Annotated in this window: 16 protein-coding genes; 8 read left to right on the top strand and 8 right to left on the bottom strand. The window is 60.6% G+C overall.

The features are described 5' to 3' along the window. The first annotated feature begins 16 nt into the window (after positions 1 to 16). From ACODSJ_RS12090 to ACODSJ_RS12080, 3 genes are all read left to right on the top strand, one after another. Positions 17 to 1,375, top strand: a complete 1,359-nt coding sequence (locus ACODSJ_RS12090) for an MBL fold metallo-hydrolase RNA specificity domain-containing protein (RefSeq protein WP_489101941.1) — start codon at positions 17 to 19, stop codon at positions 1,373 to 1,375. 81 nt (positions 1,376 to 1,456) lie between these two features. Continuing rightward, positions 1,457 to 2,164: a phosphoribosyltransferase gene (locus ACODSJ_RS12085; protein WP_489101940.1), complete on the top strand. Its 708-nt coding sequence runs from the start codon at positions 1,457 to 1,459 to the stop codon at positions 2,162 to 2,164. Continuing rightward, positions 2,157 to 2,897, top strand: coding sequence for a dienelactone hydrolase family protein (locus tag ACODSJ_RS12080; RefSeq protein WP_489101939.1), 741 nt, complete (start codon positions 2,157 to 2,159; stop codon positions 2,895 to 2,897). The genes ACODSJ_RS12085 and ACODSJ_RS12080 overlap by 8 nt, the downstream gene beginning before the upstream one ends. On the opposite strand, the gene ACODSJ_RS12075 is transcribed toward ACODSJ_RS12080, so the two are convergent. The 4 genes from ACODSJ_RS12075 to ACODSJ_RS12060 all read right to left on the bottom strand — a co-directional run bounded on the left by ACODSJ_RS12075 (position 2,830) and on the right by ACODSJ_RS12060 (position 7,097). Beyond that, entirely contained in the window at positions 2,830 to 3,264 is a 435-nt protein-coding gene (locus ACODSJ_RS12075) for a potassium channel family protein (RefSeq protein WP_489101938.1), read from the bottom strand. The genes ACODSJ_RS12080 and ACODSJ_RS12075 overlap by 68 nt on opposite strands. 48 nt (positions 3,265 to 3,312) lie before the next feature. Further along, the gene (gene ftsH / locus ACODSJ_RS12070; protein WP_489101937.1) at positions 3,313 to 5,142 is read right to left on the bottom strand and encodes an ATP-dependent zinc metalloprotease FtsH; all 1,830 of its coding nucleotides are present in this window, start codon (positions 5,140 to 5,142) and stop codon (positions 3,313 to 3,315) included. 153 nt (positions 5,143 to 5,295) lie between these two features. Beyond that, complete coding sequence (fnr, locus tag ACODSJ_RS12065) at positions 5,296 to 6,048, bottom strand: fumarate/nitrate reduction transcriptional regulator Fnr (RefSeq protein ID WP_489101936.1); 753 nt, start codon at positions 6,046 to 6,048, stop codon at positions 5,296 to 5,298. Positions 6,049 to 6,227: 179 nt separating this feature from the next. After that, the gene (locus ACODSJ_RS12060) at positions 6,228 to 7,097 is read right to left on the bottom strand and encodes an AraC family transcriptional regulator (protein ID WP_489101935.1); all 870 of its coding nucleotides are present in this window, start codon (positions 7,095 to 7,097) and stop codon (positions 6,228 to 6,230) included. A 351-nt stretch (positions 7,098 to 7,448) separates the two neighbouring features. On the opposite strand from ACODSJ_RS12060, the gene ACODSJ_RS12055 reads away from it, so the two are divergent. Together ACODSJ_RS12055 and ACODSJ_RS12050 are read left to right on the top strand one after the other, a co-directional pair. Next, positions 7,449 to 7,967 (top strand): hypothetical protein, encoded by a 519-nt coding sequence (locus tag ACODSJ_RS12055; RefSeq protein WP_489101934.1) that lies wholly within the window; start codon positions 7,449 to 7,451, stop codon positions 7,965 to 7,967. A gap of 148 nt (positions 7,968 to 8,115) precedes the next feature. After that, the gene (locus tag ACODSJ_RS12050) at positions 8,116 to 8,652 is read left to right on the top strand and encodes a dihydrofolate reductase family protein (protein WP_489101933.1); all 537 of its coding nucleotides are present in this window, start codon (positions 8,116 to 8,118) and stop codon (positions 8,650 to 8,652) included. A gap of 156 nt (positions 8,653 to 8,808) precedes the next feature. On the opposite strand, the gene ACODSJ_RS12045 is transcribed toward ACODSJ_RS12050, so the two are convergent. Then, positions 8,809 to 9,081 (bottom strand): hypothetical protein, encoded by a 273-nt coding sequence (locus tag ACODSJ_RS12045; RefSeq protein WP_489101932.1) that lies wholly within the window; start codon positions 9,079 to 9,081, stop codon positions 8,809 to 8,811. 515 nt (positions 9,082 to 9,596) lie between these two features. Here ACODSJ_RS12045 and ACODSJ_RS12040 point away from each other — a divergent pair. After that, positions 9,597 to 9,875, top strand: coding sequence for a BrnT family toxin (locus ACODSJ_RS12040; protein ID WP_489101931.1), 279 nt, complete (start codon positions 9,597 to 9,599; stop codon positions 9,873 to 9,875). Continuing rightward, positions 9,853 to 10,110: a BrnA antitoxin family protein gene (locus ACODSJ_RS12035; RefSeq protein ID WP_489101930.1), complete on the top strand. Its 258-nt coding sequence runs from the start codon at positions 9,853 to 9,855 to the stop codon at positions 10,108 to 10,110. Before ACODSJ_RS12040 ends, ACODSJ_RS12035 begins: the two co-directional genes overlap by 23 nt. A gap of 76 nt (positions 10,111 to 10,186) precedes the next feature. Here the strand turns inward: ACODSJ_RS12035 and ACODSJ_RS12030 are convergent, their stop codons facing one another. From ACODSJ_RS12030 to ACODSJ_RS12020, 3 genes are all read right to left on the bottom strand, one after another. Continuing rightward, positions 10,187 to 12,046, bottom strand: coding sequence for an ABC transporter ATP-binding protein (locus ACODSJ_RS12030; protein ID WP_489101929.1), 1,860 nt, complete (start codon positions 12,044 to 12,046; stop codon positions 10,187 to 10,189). A gap of 87 nt (positions 12,047 to 12,133) precedes the next feature. Then, positions 12,134 to 12,292, bottom strand: a complete 159-nt coding sequence (locus tag ACODSJ_RS12025; protein ID WP_489101928.1) for a DUF2986 domain-containing protein — start codon at positions 12,290 to 12,292, stop codon at positions 12,134 to 12,136. 158 nt (positions 12,293 to 12,450) lie between these two features. Beyond that, positions 12,451 to 13,353 (bottom strand): hypothetical protein, encoded by a 903-nt coding sequence (locus tag ACODSJ_RS12020; protein WP_489101927.1) that lies wholly within the window; start codon positions 13,351 to 13,353, stop codon positions 12,451 to 12,453. A 190-nt stretch (positions 13,354 to 13,543) separates the two neighbouring features. Between ACODSJ_RS12020 and ACODSJ_RS12015 the strand changes: the two genes are divergently transcribed. Continuing rightward, positions 13,544 to 13,903: a cupin domain-containing protein gene (locus ACODSJ_RS12015; protein ID WP_489101926.1), complete on the top strand. Its 360-nt coding sequence runs from the start codon at positions 13,544 to 13,546 to the stop codon at positions 13,901 to 13,903. Positions 13,904 to 14,064 lie beyond the last annotated feature (161 nt).

Genomic DNA, 14,064 nt, shown 5'->3' with positions numbered 1-14,064 from the left:
GTTCAGGAGCACGCTCATGCGCATGACATTTCTGGGGGCTGCCGGCACGGTGACCGGCAGCAAATACCTGTTGGAGCATGAGGACCAGCGCATCCTGATCGATTGTGGGTTGTTCCAGGGCTACAAACAGTTGCGCCTGCATAACTGGGACCCTTTCGACTTGCCGATGCGCGAGCTGGACGCGATTGTCCTGACCCACGCGCACCTGGACCACAGCGGGTACCTGCCGGTGCTTGCGCGCAACGGTTATCGCGGCCCGATCTACGCCACGCCGGCCACCTGCGAGTTGGCCCGGATCCTGTTGCTCGACAGCGCCCGGTTGCAGGAAGAAGAAGCCGAATACGCCAATCGCAAGGGGTTTTCCAAGCACAGCCCGGCGTTGCCGTTGTACACCCGCGAACACGCCGAGCGGGCGTTGAAACTGCTGCACCCGGTGGCGTTCGATCATCCGGTGGACATCGGCCGGGGAATGAAACTCGTGCTGCGTCGCGCCGGGCACATCCTCGGCGCGGCGACGGTACAGATCCAGGTCGCGGGCAGGACGCTGGTGTGCTCCGGTGACCTGGGCCGGCCCGAGGATCCGGTGATGTTCGCCCCGCAGACCATCGAGCAGGCGGACTACCTGCTGGTGGAGTCCACCTACGGCGACCGCCGGCACCCCCGCGAATCACCGGAAGATCAACTGGCCGAGGTCATCACTCGCACCACCGCGCGCCATGGCATCACCCTGGTGCCCTCGTTCACGGTGGGCCGGGCGCAGTTGCTGATGTACCACCTGTATCGCCTCAAGCAGCGCCAGGCGATTGCAGATATCCCGATCTACCTCAACAGCCCCATGGCCATCGACGTCACCCGCTTGTACCAGCGGTTCTGCGATGAGCATCGCTTGTCCCGGGAAGAATGCGAAGGCATGTGCCACATCGCCCACCCGGTGCGTTCGGCCAAGGATTCCATGGTCCTGGACGAGCGACGTGAACCGGCGGTGATCATCGCTGCCAGTGGCATGGCCACCGGTGGACGGGTGCTGTACCACCTCAAGAGCCTGGCGCCAGATCCGAACAACACGCTGTTGATGCCCGGCTTCCAGGCCGGTGGCACGCGGGGCGCGAGGATCGTGGCGGGCGAGCCGTCGGTGCGCATCCATGGCCGGGACGTGCCCATCAACGCTGAAGTGGTGCCGATGCAAACGCTGTCGGCCCACGCCGACGCCGACGAGATCATGCAGTGGCTGCGCGGCTTCAAGACACCGCCCCGGCATACCTACGTCGTCCATGGCGAACCCAACGCATCGGACATGCTGCGCCACCGCATTCACTGCGAACTGGGGTGGTCGGTGTCGGTGCCGGAGTACCGCGACACGGTGGAGCTCGATTAAGTCGACCACGCGGATGAGGTGGTCGCTCAATGAAGGTGTTGGCAACGAAACGACAGGCGCAATCGCCTGGGGAGGTTCCCAATGACGCACAGTCCCTCAATGCAAACGCTCCTGGAGGACCGGCGCGCGGCGGGCCAAGAGCTGGTGGAGCCGTTGTCCAGGTATGCCGGCCGGCCCGATGCGATCGTCCTGGCCTTGCCCCGCGGCGGGGTGCCGGTGGCCTATGAAGTGGCGACGGCGCTGCAACTGCGTCTGGACCTGATCATCGTCCGCAAGCTGGGCTTTCCCTCCCGCCCGGAATTCGCCCTGGGCGCCATTGCCAGCGGCGGCATCCAGATACTCAACGACGATGCGCTGGCTGCCCATCCGGTCGACCGCACCAGCTTCGATGCGCTGGTGGCTCGCGAAAAGCAGGAACTGTCGCGTCGTGAGCAAGCGTACCGGGGGGCGCGGCCACCCGCAGACCTCAAGGATCAGGTGGTGATCCTGGTCGACGACGGCCTGGCGACCGGGGCTTCGATGATGGCGGCTATCCACGCGGTGCGCACGCAAGCGCCCTCACGCATCGTGGTCGCTGTGCCGGTGGCACCACTGGAAACGGTCGAGGCGCTGCGTGGCGAGGTGAACGAAGTGGTTTGCCCGCATGTGCTGGAGTGGATGGTTTCCATCGGCTATTGGTACAACGACTTTACCCAGACCTCGGACGACATCGTGATGGAGCTGTTGCAGCGCGCCTGGCACCGCGAGTCGGTTGACGGTGGCGCGGCCCGGGAGGGTTTCGATGTTTGAGACGCACGCGCGCCTGCTGGACCTGACGGACATTGAGCTGCCGGCCGATTTTTGCCTGCCTCCCCACGCCCACGGCCTGGTGATCTTTGCCCATGGCAGCGGTAGCGACCGTTACAGCCCGCGCAATCGATACATTGCACAGGTGCTGGCAGGGCGAGGGTTGGGTTCGCTGTTGTTTGACCTGCTGACGAAATCGGAGCAGCGGCTGGACAACCTGACCGGGGAGCTGCGATTCGATAAGGCGCTGTTGGCTCGACGGTTGGTGGAGGTGATCGATTGGGCCGGCCGGAACAGGACCTTGCGATCGCTGCGCATTGGTCTGTTCGGTGCCAGCACAGGGGCTGCCGCCGCGTTGATGGCGGCGGCCGAGCGGCCGGACGTGGTGCGTGCGGTGGTCAGCCGAGGAGGGCGCACAGACTTGGCCGGCGCCGCATTGGCGCGGGTGCAGGCACCCACGCTGCAGATCGTCGGCGCGCAAGATCCGGTGGTGCTCGGGCTGAACCGCCGCACCGCCCGTGCCTTGCGTGGCGAGCAGCAACTTTCAATCGTGGCCGGCGCCACGCATTTTTTCGAGGAGCCGGGCACCCTTGAGGAAGTCGCCAGGCTGGCGGGCGACTGGTTCGAGCAATACCTGCCCGGAACGGCCCCTGGTGCGGGTGGCATTGTTACCCGCCCGATTTGCGATTCCAGTACTTCTGCATCTCCAGAAACAGAAACGAAGCCGTCCAGGTGATGAGCACCAGGCCCGTCAGGGCTTCTACCCCGGTGAGGTATTTGAGGTTGCCCACGGGGGAGATATCACCGAAGCCGATGGTGGTGTAGGTGGTGAAGGAGAAGTACACACAGTCCAGCAGCGAACCGTTGAAATGCCCCGTCAGGGTGCCCCATTCGCCGGAGCGTGCCATCAGGTAATAGACCAGCGCGAAACACCAGACCTCGATGGCGTGAGCCACCAAGGCGCCGAAGACCCCGACGACAATCCTGAACCGGCTCCACAGCTTGAGCCGGGGCAGCCAGTCGTTCAGGCGCAACAGGCATTCATAGTGGACCACCACCACGCAGATCACGACCAGGGTATTAATCAGCGTAACGATCAGCATGGCCGGCCTGCGACATGAATGGGTGACGGGTGACATGCGCCAAGGGGCTCAACACCATTGCAATGCTTGCTCCGCAGGCCCGGTCGGCAGGAGCGGGGCGAACTCTTCTGGCGTCAGGGTTTCCTTTTCCAACAATAAATGTGCCCCAGCGTCCAGGTCGGCCCGACGACTTTGCAGCAGCGTTTGAGCGCGTTGGTACGCTTCGTCGAGCAAGGAGCGAATGCCCAGGTCGATTTCCCGGGCCGTCTGTTCCGAATAATCCTTCTCACCTATGTCCGAGAGGCGCTCGCTCAGGTAGCTGGCACTCTTGCGTTCCAGCACCGCCAGGCCAAGTTCGCTGCTCATGCCGAAGCGGGTGATCAATTGGCGGGCGATATCCGTGGCATGGCCCAAGTCATCGGCCGCCCCGGTAGAGACCTGGCCGTAGACAAGCAGTTCGGCGGCGCGCCCTGCCATCAGGACGACCATGCGATCCTTGAGCATCTGGCAACTGATGAGGAAATGGTCTTCGGTCGGTCGTTGCAGCGTGTAGCCGAGCGAGCCTATGGCGCGAGGCACGATCGACACCTTGTGCACCGGGTCCATGGCCGGCAGGCTGCTGGCTGCCAGGGCATGGCCCATCTCGTGATAAGCCACCACCTGGCGTTCATCGAGACGCAGCAGGCTGCTTTTGCGCGCAATGCCGGCAACGATGCGTTCGACCGCGGCGGTGAAATCGTCGAGGTTGACGGTTTCGGCGCCGCGTCGGGTGGCGACGATGGCCGCTTCGTTGACCAGATTGGCCAGGTCGGCGCCGGTGAAACCGGTGGTCAGGTCGGCGATACGGTCGCTGTCGAGGTCCGGGGCCACGACGATTTTCTTCAGGTGGACCTGGAGAATGGCCTGTCGACCTTTGCGGTCGGGGCGATCGATCAGAATCTGCCGGTCGATCCGGCCGGCTCGAAGCAGCGCCGGGTCCAGTACCTCCGGCCGGTTGGTCGCCGCCAGCAGCACAACGCCCTCGCGGGGGTCGAACCCATCCAGTTCCGCCAGTAATTGGTTGAGGGTCTGCTCCTTCTCGTCGTTGCCACCAAAGGAACCGACGCCACGCATTTTGCCCAGCGCATCGAGTTCGTCGATAAAGATGATGCAGGGCGCAGCCTGGCGGGCTTGTTCGAACAAATCATGGACGCGGGCCGCGCCAACGCCGACGAACATCTCGACGAACTCGGAGCCGGAAATCGAGAAGAAGGGCACACCGGCTTCACCGGCGATGGCCTTGGCCACCAGCGTCTTGCCGGTGCCTGGCGGGCCGACCAGCAGCGTGCCTTTGGGAATGTGCGCGCCCAGGCGGGCATACTTGGCCTTGTCCTTGAGAAACGAAACGATTTCCACCAGCTCGGCCTTGGCCTCATCGATCCCGGCGACGTCAGCGAAGCTCACCCCGGTATCGCGCTCGACGAACACCTTGGCCCGGGACTTGCCGATGTTCATCAACCCGCCCAGGCCCTGCTTTTGCGCAAGGCCACGAAACAGAAATTGCCAGGCCACCATGATCAGCATGAAAGGCAACAGCCATCCCAGCAGGCCGTTCAGCCAGTTGTTGTCAGTGACACCGGTAAATCCGACACCTGAGCGGGCGAGGTCTGTTGCCAGCGCCGGGTCGATCCGTACGGTGGAGAACTGGGTATGCCCCTCGACGGGGTCGCGCAGCTTGCCGCTGATCTGGTCTTTCTCCACGCGCAAGTCGCTGACCTTCTGTTCGTTCAGTAACTGCAGGAACTGGCTGTAGGGAATGACCTGTACCGTCGAGCGTTCAACGAACAGGAACTGCGTCAGGCTGAGCACGGCCATGGCGACCAGGAAGAAGGAAATATTCCACTGATGGGTTTTTTTCATGGCCTGGGCTCGCTGGCGATATCAAGGGAACCTTTCCCGAGGACGGCCGCTCGCAAGCGCCCATGGTGTGTGTTCTACCCTTGGGTGGGGTAAAGACATTGAGCTATATCAACAAGCTTGAAAGTCGGTTGCCGGGGGAGTGCCGCTGGCTGTCTACAATTCGGTGTGCCGATGGCAGCCGGTGACTTTCTGCCTGAGGCCGGGCAGGTCGAGGATTTTCACGTTGCGCCCTTGCAGGTCCACCAGGTTCTCCTCGCGCAAGTGGGCGATGCACCGGCAAATGGTTTCCAGGCGCAGGCCCAGGTAGGAACCGATGGCCTCGCGACTCATGCGCAGCACGAAATCCCGGGATGAATAACCGCGCCTGTTAAGCCGCTGAGACAGGTTCAACAGAAAACCCGCCAGGCGCTCGTCGGCGTTCATATTGCCGAGCATCAGCAGCATGTCATGGTCACGGACGATTTCCTGGCTCAGCAGTTTGTTCATGTTGTGCTGCAGCGACGGCAGGTCGCGGGCCAGTTTCTCCAAGTTCGAAAACGGAATCGGGCAGACTTCGCTGTCCTCCAGTGCAATCGCATTGCAGGCGTAGTGATCGGTGCTGATGGCGTCCAGGCCAAGCATTTCCCCTTGCATCTGAAACCCGGTGACCTGTTCCCGACCGTCCACCGACAGCACGCTGGTCTTGAAAAAGCCCAGCCGCACGGCATACAGCGAGCGCAAAGGCTCGCCGGTGCGATACAGCGCCGCGCCCTTTTTGATCTTGACCCGTTGGGCGATCAGGGTGTCGAGTCGCTCGACTTCAACGCCGGTGAGGCCGATCGGCAGGCACAGCTCCAGCACGCTGCAACTGGAGCAACTGGCTTTGAGCGCATGCAGGTGCAGGAGCTGGGGTTCGGAGTCGGGCATGGGCATGGATTCCGTCGTTTGAAGCAAGCATAGAGGGGACGGGGCCATCGTGCCTGTTTTGTGTGACGTCCCGTCGTGCCGGTGGTCGAATCCATGCCTTATGGGAACGAGCCTGCTCCGGGCGGCGATCCGACGATAGCGGTCGATCAGCTTGCCGCGATGTCGAGACTGTTCACCTGTTATTGCAGCGGAACATACACATCCGTTTGCCATTGATCCTGCGGTGTTTGCGGATAGACGCTCAGGTAGTGGAAGAACAGCGGATGGTCACGAAGTTCTTCGTTGCTGGTGGGAAGCCAATCTCGGTAAATCGGATAAATCGTTTCGCCGATGTGATCCGGTGATCCCATGTGCCTGACTACGGCGCAGCGACCGCCGGGAATGGTGAGTTCGCCCACGCCGAATGCGTTAGGCGCCACGGCCTCGTGAATTTCTCCGCAGATCGCGAAGCGGAAGTCTTGTGGCGGTGTGGTATCGGGATTGCCATAGGGAATGCCAAAGGAGCGACTCGATGCCACCGGCGATTGTCCGCTCTGCATGCGCCATTCGATGAATTGACGCACGCTTTCATTGACCAGAGCGCTGGGGCCGCGATGCTCAAGCATTGCGACCCTGGTTTCAGGGAATTCCACGATTTTTACTTGCATGAGGACAGTCCTGGAAAAGTGAGGGATGGTGAATACCGTATTCCAGACCTGCCAGTTCGGCTCTTTCCTGAATGCACTGGGCGTCATGCCGAACGCGCGCCTGAAGGCCCGGCTGAAGGCCTCGGGACTTTCAAAACCGGCACCGAGTGCGGCGTCCAATACCGAGTGATCAGCCAGGGCTGCCAGGCGATGTGCCGCACGGCGCAGCCGCATCAGTTGCACGTAACGTGAAACAGGCACGCCTACGAAACCGGTGAACTGTCGATGGAAGTGAAACGCCGAAAAGTTCGCCACCTGGCTCAACGTCTTCACCGACAAGTCACCTTCGAGGTTGGCATCTATGTAGGCGAGTACGGCGTTGAAGCGTTTGGTGTAGGCGCAATGAGTCGACGTGTCAGACATCGGGAAGGCTCTTGGAAGTACGGTCGGCAATAGAGTCGACTATAGCGCTGTGAGCGTGCCTAGCCGCGTTTGCTCAAGGCCGTTTTTTAGGGGCAGATTCTATAGGGATGCAATGCACCGGCCGAAAGTCGATCTGTCTTGTACACCGCAAACCCCTGTGGCGAGGGAGCTTGCTCCCGCTCGGCCGGTCCGACGCCTCGGGCGCAGCAGTCGTAAAACCGGGAAACTCGGTTTACCTGAAGACATGCAGGGGCCTGCTGCGCAGTCCAGCGGGAGCAAGCTCCCTCGCCACAGAGGGCGGTTTGAGACTAACATCCGCGCCGACCTCCCGACACTTCGGACTTCCCCTTCATGAAATTGCACCTGCTTGCCGCTACCCTGTTTCTCGCCTCGACCCTGACCCACGCCGCCGAATCTCAGCCCATCCCGAAAACCCTGGAACAACAGATCGGCCACCTGGTGGCGCTCGTCAAGGACAGCTACGCCACCGGCTATCCCGAAGCGACGCTGGTGCAGACGCTGGACACCGGCGAGGACAGCCAGGTCACCCTGGCGGTCTTCACGGTCGAAGGTTTCGGCATGGGCAACAACTACAGCCAGTACCTGGCGGCCTTTACGCCCGAGGAGAACGAAGAGGGCGTGTCCCATTACAGCCTGCTGGACGTGATGCGCATCGGCGGGGACAGCTGGCGTGCGATCGACAAGCTCGATGCCAAGCTGGTCAGCGACCCGGCGGGTGAGCAGACCCTGATCGACATCCCCGTGATGGAAAACACCGACAGCGATGCGCCGAACTTTCCAAGCAAAGCGGCCGTGATCCACCTGTCTTTGGAAGGCTCGAACTCATTGCGGTTGGTCGAGGTGAAGTAAGGTTGGCGTGCCTGCAAGGGGCATAGCGGCTCAGCGATCCCGACCGTTGGGCAAGCTTGTGTTTGATTCGCACCTGGACCGGCGGCAACAAAAGGCGCGCCTGTCCGGCCTATGATCAACCCCTACGCCCCCTGAAAGGACTCCAGAAATGCCCACCGCCCACGTCTTCATCGCCACCAGCCTGGATGGCTTCATCGCCCGTCCCGACGGTGACATCGACTGGCTTCTACAGCGCGACGACCCCGCCGAGGACCACGGCTATCCAGCGTTTATCGCCGACAAAGATGTGATCGTGATGGGCCGCGGCAGCTATGAAAAGGCGTTGACCTTCGACACCTGGTTCTACGAACTGCCCGTGGTGGTGCTGTCCGAGCAACTGGTCGATGCGCCAGTGCCAAAGTCGTTGAAGGGCAAGCTGCGTTTCTCCCGCCTGGCCCCCAAGGCGTTGATGACGGAGCTGGCGAGCCAAGGTGTGCACCGCGTCTACGTGGACGGCGGGCAGGTGGTGCAGTCGTTTCTGCGCGAGGGCCTGGTCACCGACATGGTGATCACCACCGTTCCCGTGTTGATTGGCGCGGGGCGACCATTGTTCGGCGGGCTTGGGCGAGACGTCGACCTGGAATTGGTGTCCAGCCGCAGCTTTCCTTCGGGGTTGGTGCAGTCCACCTATCGGTTGGTGTGCTGACCCACCAACACAGCGTCCATGGCTGCTTTTCCGGTGCTTGCTTCTACGATTGTGATCCGGGCCCAGTGAGGTCGATGCAAAGGGATAACGGGGACAGATCACGCGATTTGCGATTTGCACACATGAAACGGGCGACCCACAAGTCGCCCATTTACATTACTCCGCCGCTTGCGCCCGCAATCGTCGCCCAATCACATCCATCACGTCACACCCATCGCGCAGCGATATCGTCAGCATTTTGCAGAAGTCGGACAGCACCACCGTGTCAGAGCTGATGTCCGAGCGGAACGCGATGTTTTCCAATACCTGGGTCACGCTGCGGATGCGGTAGTCGGCAGTTTCGAAGAGGGCGTCGAGTGGAGCTTCGGTGTCGATGAGCAGGGTTGCGGGAATGCAGTCGATGCCGGTGATGGGCATGTATCGGGTCATAGTAAGAGCCTCTGGAGTTGATGAGTCTCTCTGTTGAGCGGGTCGCCAAACCCGGACGCCTTTTGGGCGACGAGGAACTATAGGACGCATCGATCTTGAGCCACAAGACACCGCTTTCCGAGCTTCATGTAGGAACTTTGACCTGGCAGCTGTCGGCCTTGGCTCAGGCAAAGCAGGCGACTGCTGCGCAGTCGAGCGGGAGCGAGCTCCCTCGCCACGGGGGTGAAAGGAGGCTTGCTCGCGAAAGCGGTGGGTCCAGTGAGTTTTTATCGTCTGGGCCGCTTCACGGAAGGTTTCCGGATTTAAAGGGGATTTTTCGCACCTTTCTAAAAGAGACGTCTGATTTCGGGTAACCAGTTCCGATAATAAGCTCGGGGAAAAAGGGCCCTGGGGTTTACTCCTTTCAGCCTCTCCATTTTTGCTGGCAGTCGGCGGTGTCATGACCGTCCTATCAAGGGCTGCACATTTCCGTCGTGAGGGGTATTGTATGTACATCAGTAAATACAGGTTGTCCCATGCGGTTTGAATGGGACGAAGCCAAGAACGAGGCCAACATCCGCAAGCACGGTATTGACTTCAACGATGTGCTGGATGCCTTCAACCACCCGATGCTGAGCTTGCGCGATGACCGGGTAAATTATGGTGAAGAGCGGTGGATCAGCATCGGGTGGATCAAATCGTTGATTGGCGTGGTCGTTTACACCGAGCAGCAGGGCGATGTGATCCGCATCATCTCCGCCCGAAAAGCCACCCAACAGGAGGCCAAACATTATGTCGAAAGCATCGAAAACTGACTGGGAGCGCCTGGCCAAGATGAATGACCAGGATATTGATACCAGCGATATTCCTGAGCTGGATGAGGATTTCTTTCGCCGCGCTGAGTTGCGTGTGCCGGTCAAGAAGGCAGTGACTATTCGCCTCGACGCCGACGTACTGGAGTGGTTCAAGGGGCAGGGTGTAGGCTACCAGACGCGTATCAATCAGCTCCTGCGCCAATACATGCAGGCCCAGCAGAGCCATCGCAACTGAATAACCTGGGCCATGAAAGCGGGCGACCAATGGGTCGCCCGCTTTCATCACTCCACCACCTGCTCCCGCCAAACGCTCACACCTGATCCACCGCCTCAGTCACCCACCGATCCTCACCCAGGAAACCACCGCTCTGATGCTGCCACAGCCGCGCATAGATGCCGTTCCTGGCGAGCAGTTCAGCGTGGGTGCCCTGTTCGATGATGCGTCCTTCATCCATGACAATCAGGCGATCCATCGCCGCAATCGTGGACAGTCGATGGGCGATGGCGATGACGGTTTTGCCCTCCATCATTTCATCGAGGCTTTCCTGGATGGCCACTTCGACTTCCGAGTCGAGCGCGCTGGTCGCTTCGTCGAGTAGCAGGATCGGGGCGTTCTTGAGCATCACTCGAGCAATCGCGATGCGCTGGCGTTGGCCGCCGGAAAGCTTGATGCCGCGCTCACCGACCAAGGTGTCGTAGCCGGTGTGGCCTTGTCGGTCGCTCAGTTGGCTGATGAATTCGTCGGCCTGGGCGTTGGCTGCGGCACGGCGGATTTGGGCGTCGCTGGCATCGGGCCGGCCGTAGGCGATGTTGTCGCGAATGGAGCGATGGAGCAGGGACGTATCCTGGGTGACCATGCCGATGGCGCCGCGCAGGCTGTCTTGTGTTACGTGCGCAATGTCTTGCCCATCGATGCGAATCTGCCCGCTGTCGACATCGTAGAAGCGCAGCAGCAAGTTGATGAGCGTGGATTTGCCCGCGCCGGAGCGGCCCACCAGGCCGATTTTCTCGCCCGGGCGAATGTCCAGGCTCAGGCCGTCGAGCACCTGGCGCTCACCGTTGTAATTGAAGCTCACGTTATCGAAAGTGACCGCTCCGCCGGTGGTCACCAACACCCCTGCGTCCGGCGCATCCTGCACCTTCGGGCCGCGGGTCAGGGTGACCATGCCGTCCTGCACGGTGCCGATGCTTTCGAACAGCGAAGTCATTTGCCACATGATCCAATGCGACATGCCGTTGATACGCAACGCCATGGCGGTGACCGCCGCCACGGCCCCTGCGCCGACTTCGCCCAGGTGCCACAGCCAAAGCGCATAACCGCCCGCAGCCATGATCAACCCCACCACCAACGCTTGGTTGACGATTTCGAATTGGCTGACCAGGCGCATCTGGCGAAAGCCGGTCTGTTTGAAGTCCTCCATGGCCGCGCGCGCAAAATGCGCTTCACGGTTGGAATGGGAGAACAATTTCACGGTGGTGATGTTGGTGTAGGCGTCCGAGATACGCCCGGTCATCGAGGAGCGCGCATGGGCCTGTTCCTGTCCGACTTCCCCCAAGCGGGGCACGAAGTAGAGCATGGCCAGCGCGAACAGCACGACCCACGCCACGAAGGGCAGTATCAGTTTCAGCGCGAAGCCGCCGGCCAGCGCAATGATCGCGATGAAATACACCCCGATTCCGGGTGCGATCTCGATCAGGGTAAACAGCACGTCACGCACGGCCAGTGCGGTCTGCATCACTTTGGTGGTGACCCGGCCGGAAAACTCATCGGAAAAGAACGAAAGGCTTTGGCGCAGCATCAGGCGGTGGAAGTCCCAACGCAGCCGCAACGGTAGATTGATCGCCAATATCTGGTGCTGCACCATGGTTCGCAACGCCACCAGTCCGATGCTGGCCAGCATGACGATGCCCATGCCCCACAACACGCGACGTTCCTGCGCTGTCGCATCACCGCCGGCTTGCCAGGTCGAGAGTAGATCCACGATCTGACCGAGGAAAGAAAACAACCAGGCTTCGTAGATCGACACCGCGGCGCTGAGCAGCGCAAACGCAAGGATGTAACCGCGGGCGCCCCGTGTGCAGGCCCAAAGAAACCGGGCCAGGCCGTGGGGTGGCGGGGGGACCTCATCGGGCGGGAAGGGGTCGAGTCGTTGCTCAAATAAGCGAAGCATGGTGGTCTCCGAAACGATCAATGACGGAGATTCTGCCATCTAAACGTTGCTTTGATGAAAAAGCGGCCAAGGAAATGGCGACGTGAATCAGCTCTCAGGAGAACTGACCGAGTCCTCATTGGCTTCAGCCGCCAGCTTCAAGCGATCGGCCTTGCTGATGTATTTAGGCTTGGCCGGTGCCAGTTTGGCGCTGGCCTTCTTGGCGTGGGCTTGCAGTAGCTGCTTTATCTTTTTACGGCGGTTCATTTGTGGCTCGGCTTGTAGGTCATGGGCTGAAGATAGGCTGGGGCCTGCTTTGCAGGCCAGCGGGAGCAAGCTCCCTCACCACGGGAGTCGGCTTGAGGCTGAGTTGCCATCGCGAGCAAGCGTTGCTCCCACAGAGATAGCGGCCCGCGCTCAATGGCTCAATTCTCCGTTGTTTGCGCACGCTTATCCACCTTCGCCAGCAGCTTCCCCCGACGCTCGATAATGATCGAGTCGTTGGGAACCTCCAGCCGGATCGCCGTTTGCGGGGAACGCACCTCAATGAGTGTCGAGTCGCCGATGCCGCGGAAAACCACCGTGGCCTGTTCGAAGGTTTTGTAATCCGGCAACGGTGAGTCCTTGGGCTCCGGCAACAGGTCGGCAAAGGGTTGCTTGACCAGAATCGTCGCTTTTTCTATCCGTATTTGCGCCACGCTCATGGCCGCTTGCAGCAGGTCCGAGGTCACGCCGCCCATGAGAATGGGCGTCAGGATGAGGAGGGCAGCCATCATCGCCCTGATTTTCTTCAGGGATTTCACCTCACCGCCTTCAAGCTCAGCCTGCTGCGCCGCTTTAACCTTGCTGTTTTGCTCGCAGAAGGCGGTATAGACGATGTACTGGAACAAGGGCAGCACGATAAGCGGGAGGTGTTCGATGGGGTTTGAGTGAGCGATGAAATAAATGATCGCCACACCACAAAGCCCAAAGAACACCGAGAGTAAGCCGATTCTTTGCCACTTGAAGTCCAGCGTGGGTTTGTCTTTGCCGAATTTTCCTTTGATCCAGCTAAAGAGCTTGAGCAGGGGGATGAACAACGGTGAGAGCAAAATCCCGGCTGCCGTGACGGAAACAGAAAAATAAAGACAGACGACCCCAAAGCAGAACGCGGCGACTGAAAACAGCAAACTGTCGCCAAGGGACACGCCTTGCGGAAAGTGACCATTGATCAGCAGATAGCTGACGATGCACAAGCTGCCAATGAGCAAACCGATCTTGGCGGCCAGGGAAAGGAGCTTTGTAACGAGCTCGATTTGTTTTTCGAGTCCATGGGCGGCTTCGGGCATCGTCGGATCCTCCTTGATGTAGGGCTTGAGACGGTCGCTTATCCAGAGCCACCGCTGTCGTTGAAAGCATAGCGATGCTTTTATGGTGTGTGATGCATAAGTATCTCCACCCTTCGTCACCTCCCACCCCGACAATCCTTACCAGGCATCTAATCTTGCATATACCGGTCTATGCACAGAGGTAGGTGTGATGAGCAACGAACAGACGGTGCCAGAGACGAGTGGGGTGACGGTGGAGCTATTGGCGACGATTGACCTGGGCCCCGAGATCGAGGGCATGGCGGGGCGCCAACTTCGAATGCGCAAGGTGACCATCGAGCCAGGCGGTGTCTTCGGGCCCATGCACAGCCATAAGGATCGACCCGGTGCGGTCTACATTCTGCAAGGCACGATCACCGATCATCGCAATGGGCTTGCCACGGACTATGGCCCAGGCCTGGGCTGGCCCGAGGACCGGAACACCACTCACTGGCTTGAGAACAGAGGTGTTGTCGCAGCGGTGGAGATTTCGGTCGACATTGTTCATACCGTTGACTTTGCAAGGACGTAGGATGACTCTCAAGCCAAGTCGCTTTCAGAACACGTTGAGTCGTCCATGTGCAATCGCCAACCCCCGGGAGTGGCAAGCTGTAAGGATGCCCCGGACCGAGTGCGCAAGACACTGGGCCGGCGAGCGAGAATGGCGACCGGATTAGCCACGCTTCCGTGACG

The organism is Pseudomonas sp. FG6, from assembly GCF_057809015.1.
The sequence above is the reverse complement of the archived record's forward strand: the minus strand, read 5'-3'. Positions and strand labels throughout refer to the sequence as shown.

What these genes read in the sequence shown, in the direction of transcription:
- ACODSJ_RS12090 (WP_489101941.1), top strand. Translation starts at nt 17, where the DNA reads ATGCGCATGACATTTCTGGGGGCTGCCGGCACGGTGACCGGCAGCAAA.
- ACODSJ_RS12085 (WP_489101940.1), top strand. Translation starts at nt 1,457, where the DNA reads ATGACGCACAGTCCCTCAATGCAAACGCTCCTGGAGGACCGGCGCGCG.
- ACODSJ_RS12080 (WP_489101939.1), top strand. Translation starts at nt 2,157, where the DNA reads ATGTTTGAGACGCACGCGCGCCTGCTGGACCTGACGGACATTGAGCTG.
- ACODSJ_RS12075 (WP_489101938.1), bottom strand. Translation starts at nt 3,264, where the DNA reads ATGCTGATCGTTACGCTGATTAATACCCTGGTCGTGATCTGCGTGGTG.
- ftsH (WP_489101937.1), bottom strand. Translation starts at nt 5,142, where the DNA reads ATGAAAAAAACCCATCAGTGGAATATTTCCTTCTTCCTGGTCGCCATG.
- fnr (WP_489101936.1), bottom strand. Translation starts at nt 6,048, where the DNA reads ATGCCCGACTCCGAACCCCAGCTCCTGCACCTGCATGCGCTCAAAGCC.
- ACODSJ_RS12060 (WP_489101935.1), bottom strand. Translation starts at nt 7,097, where the DNA reads ATGTCTGACACGTCGACTCATTGCGCCTACACCAAACGCTTCAACGCC.
- ACODSJ_RS12055 (WP_489101934.1), top strand. Translation starts at nt 7,449, where the DNA reads ATGAAATTGCACCTGCTTGCCGCTACCCTGTTTCTCGCCTCGACCCTG.
- ACODSJ_RS12050 (WP_489101933.1), top strand. Translation starts at nt 8,116, where the DNA reads ATGCCCACCGCCCACGTCTTCATCGCCACCAGCCTGGATGGCTTCATC.
- ACODSJ_RS12045 (WP_489101932.1), bottom strand. Translation starts at nt 9,081, where the DNA reads ATGACCCGATACATGCCCATCACCGGCATCGACTGCATTCCCGCAACC.
- ACODSJ_RS12040 (WP_489101931.1), top strand. Translation starts at nt 9,597, where the DNA reads ATGCGGTTTGAATGGGACGAAGCCAAGAACGAGGCCAACATCCGCAAG.
- ACODSJ_RS12035 (WP_489101930.1), top strand. Translation starts at nt 9,853, where the DNA reads ATGTCGAAAGCATCGAAAACTGACTGGGAGCGCCTGGCCAAGATGAAT.
- ACODSJ_RS12030 (WP_489101929.1), bottom strand. Translation starts at nt 12,046, where the DNA reads ATGCTTCGCTTATTTGAGCAACGACTCGACCCCTTCCCGCCCGATGAG.
- ACODSJ_RS12025 (WP_489101928.1), bottom strand. Translation starts at nt 12,292, where the DNA reads ATGAACCGCCGTAAAAAGATAAAGCAGCTACTGCAAGCCCACGCCAAG.
- ACODSJ_RS12020 (WP_489101927.1), bottom strand. Translation starts at nt 13,353, where the DNA reads ATGCCCGAAGCCGCCCATGGACTCGAAAAACAAATCGAGCTCGTTACA.
- ACODSJ_RS12015 (WP_489101926.1), top strand. Translation starts at nt 13,544, where the DNA reads ATGAGCAACGAACAGACGGTGCCAGAGACGAGTGGGGTGACGGTGGAG.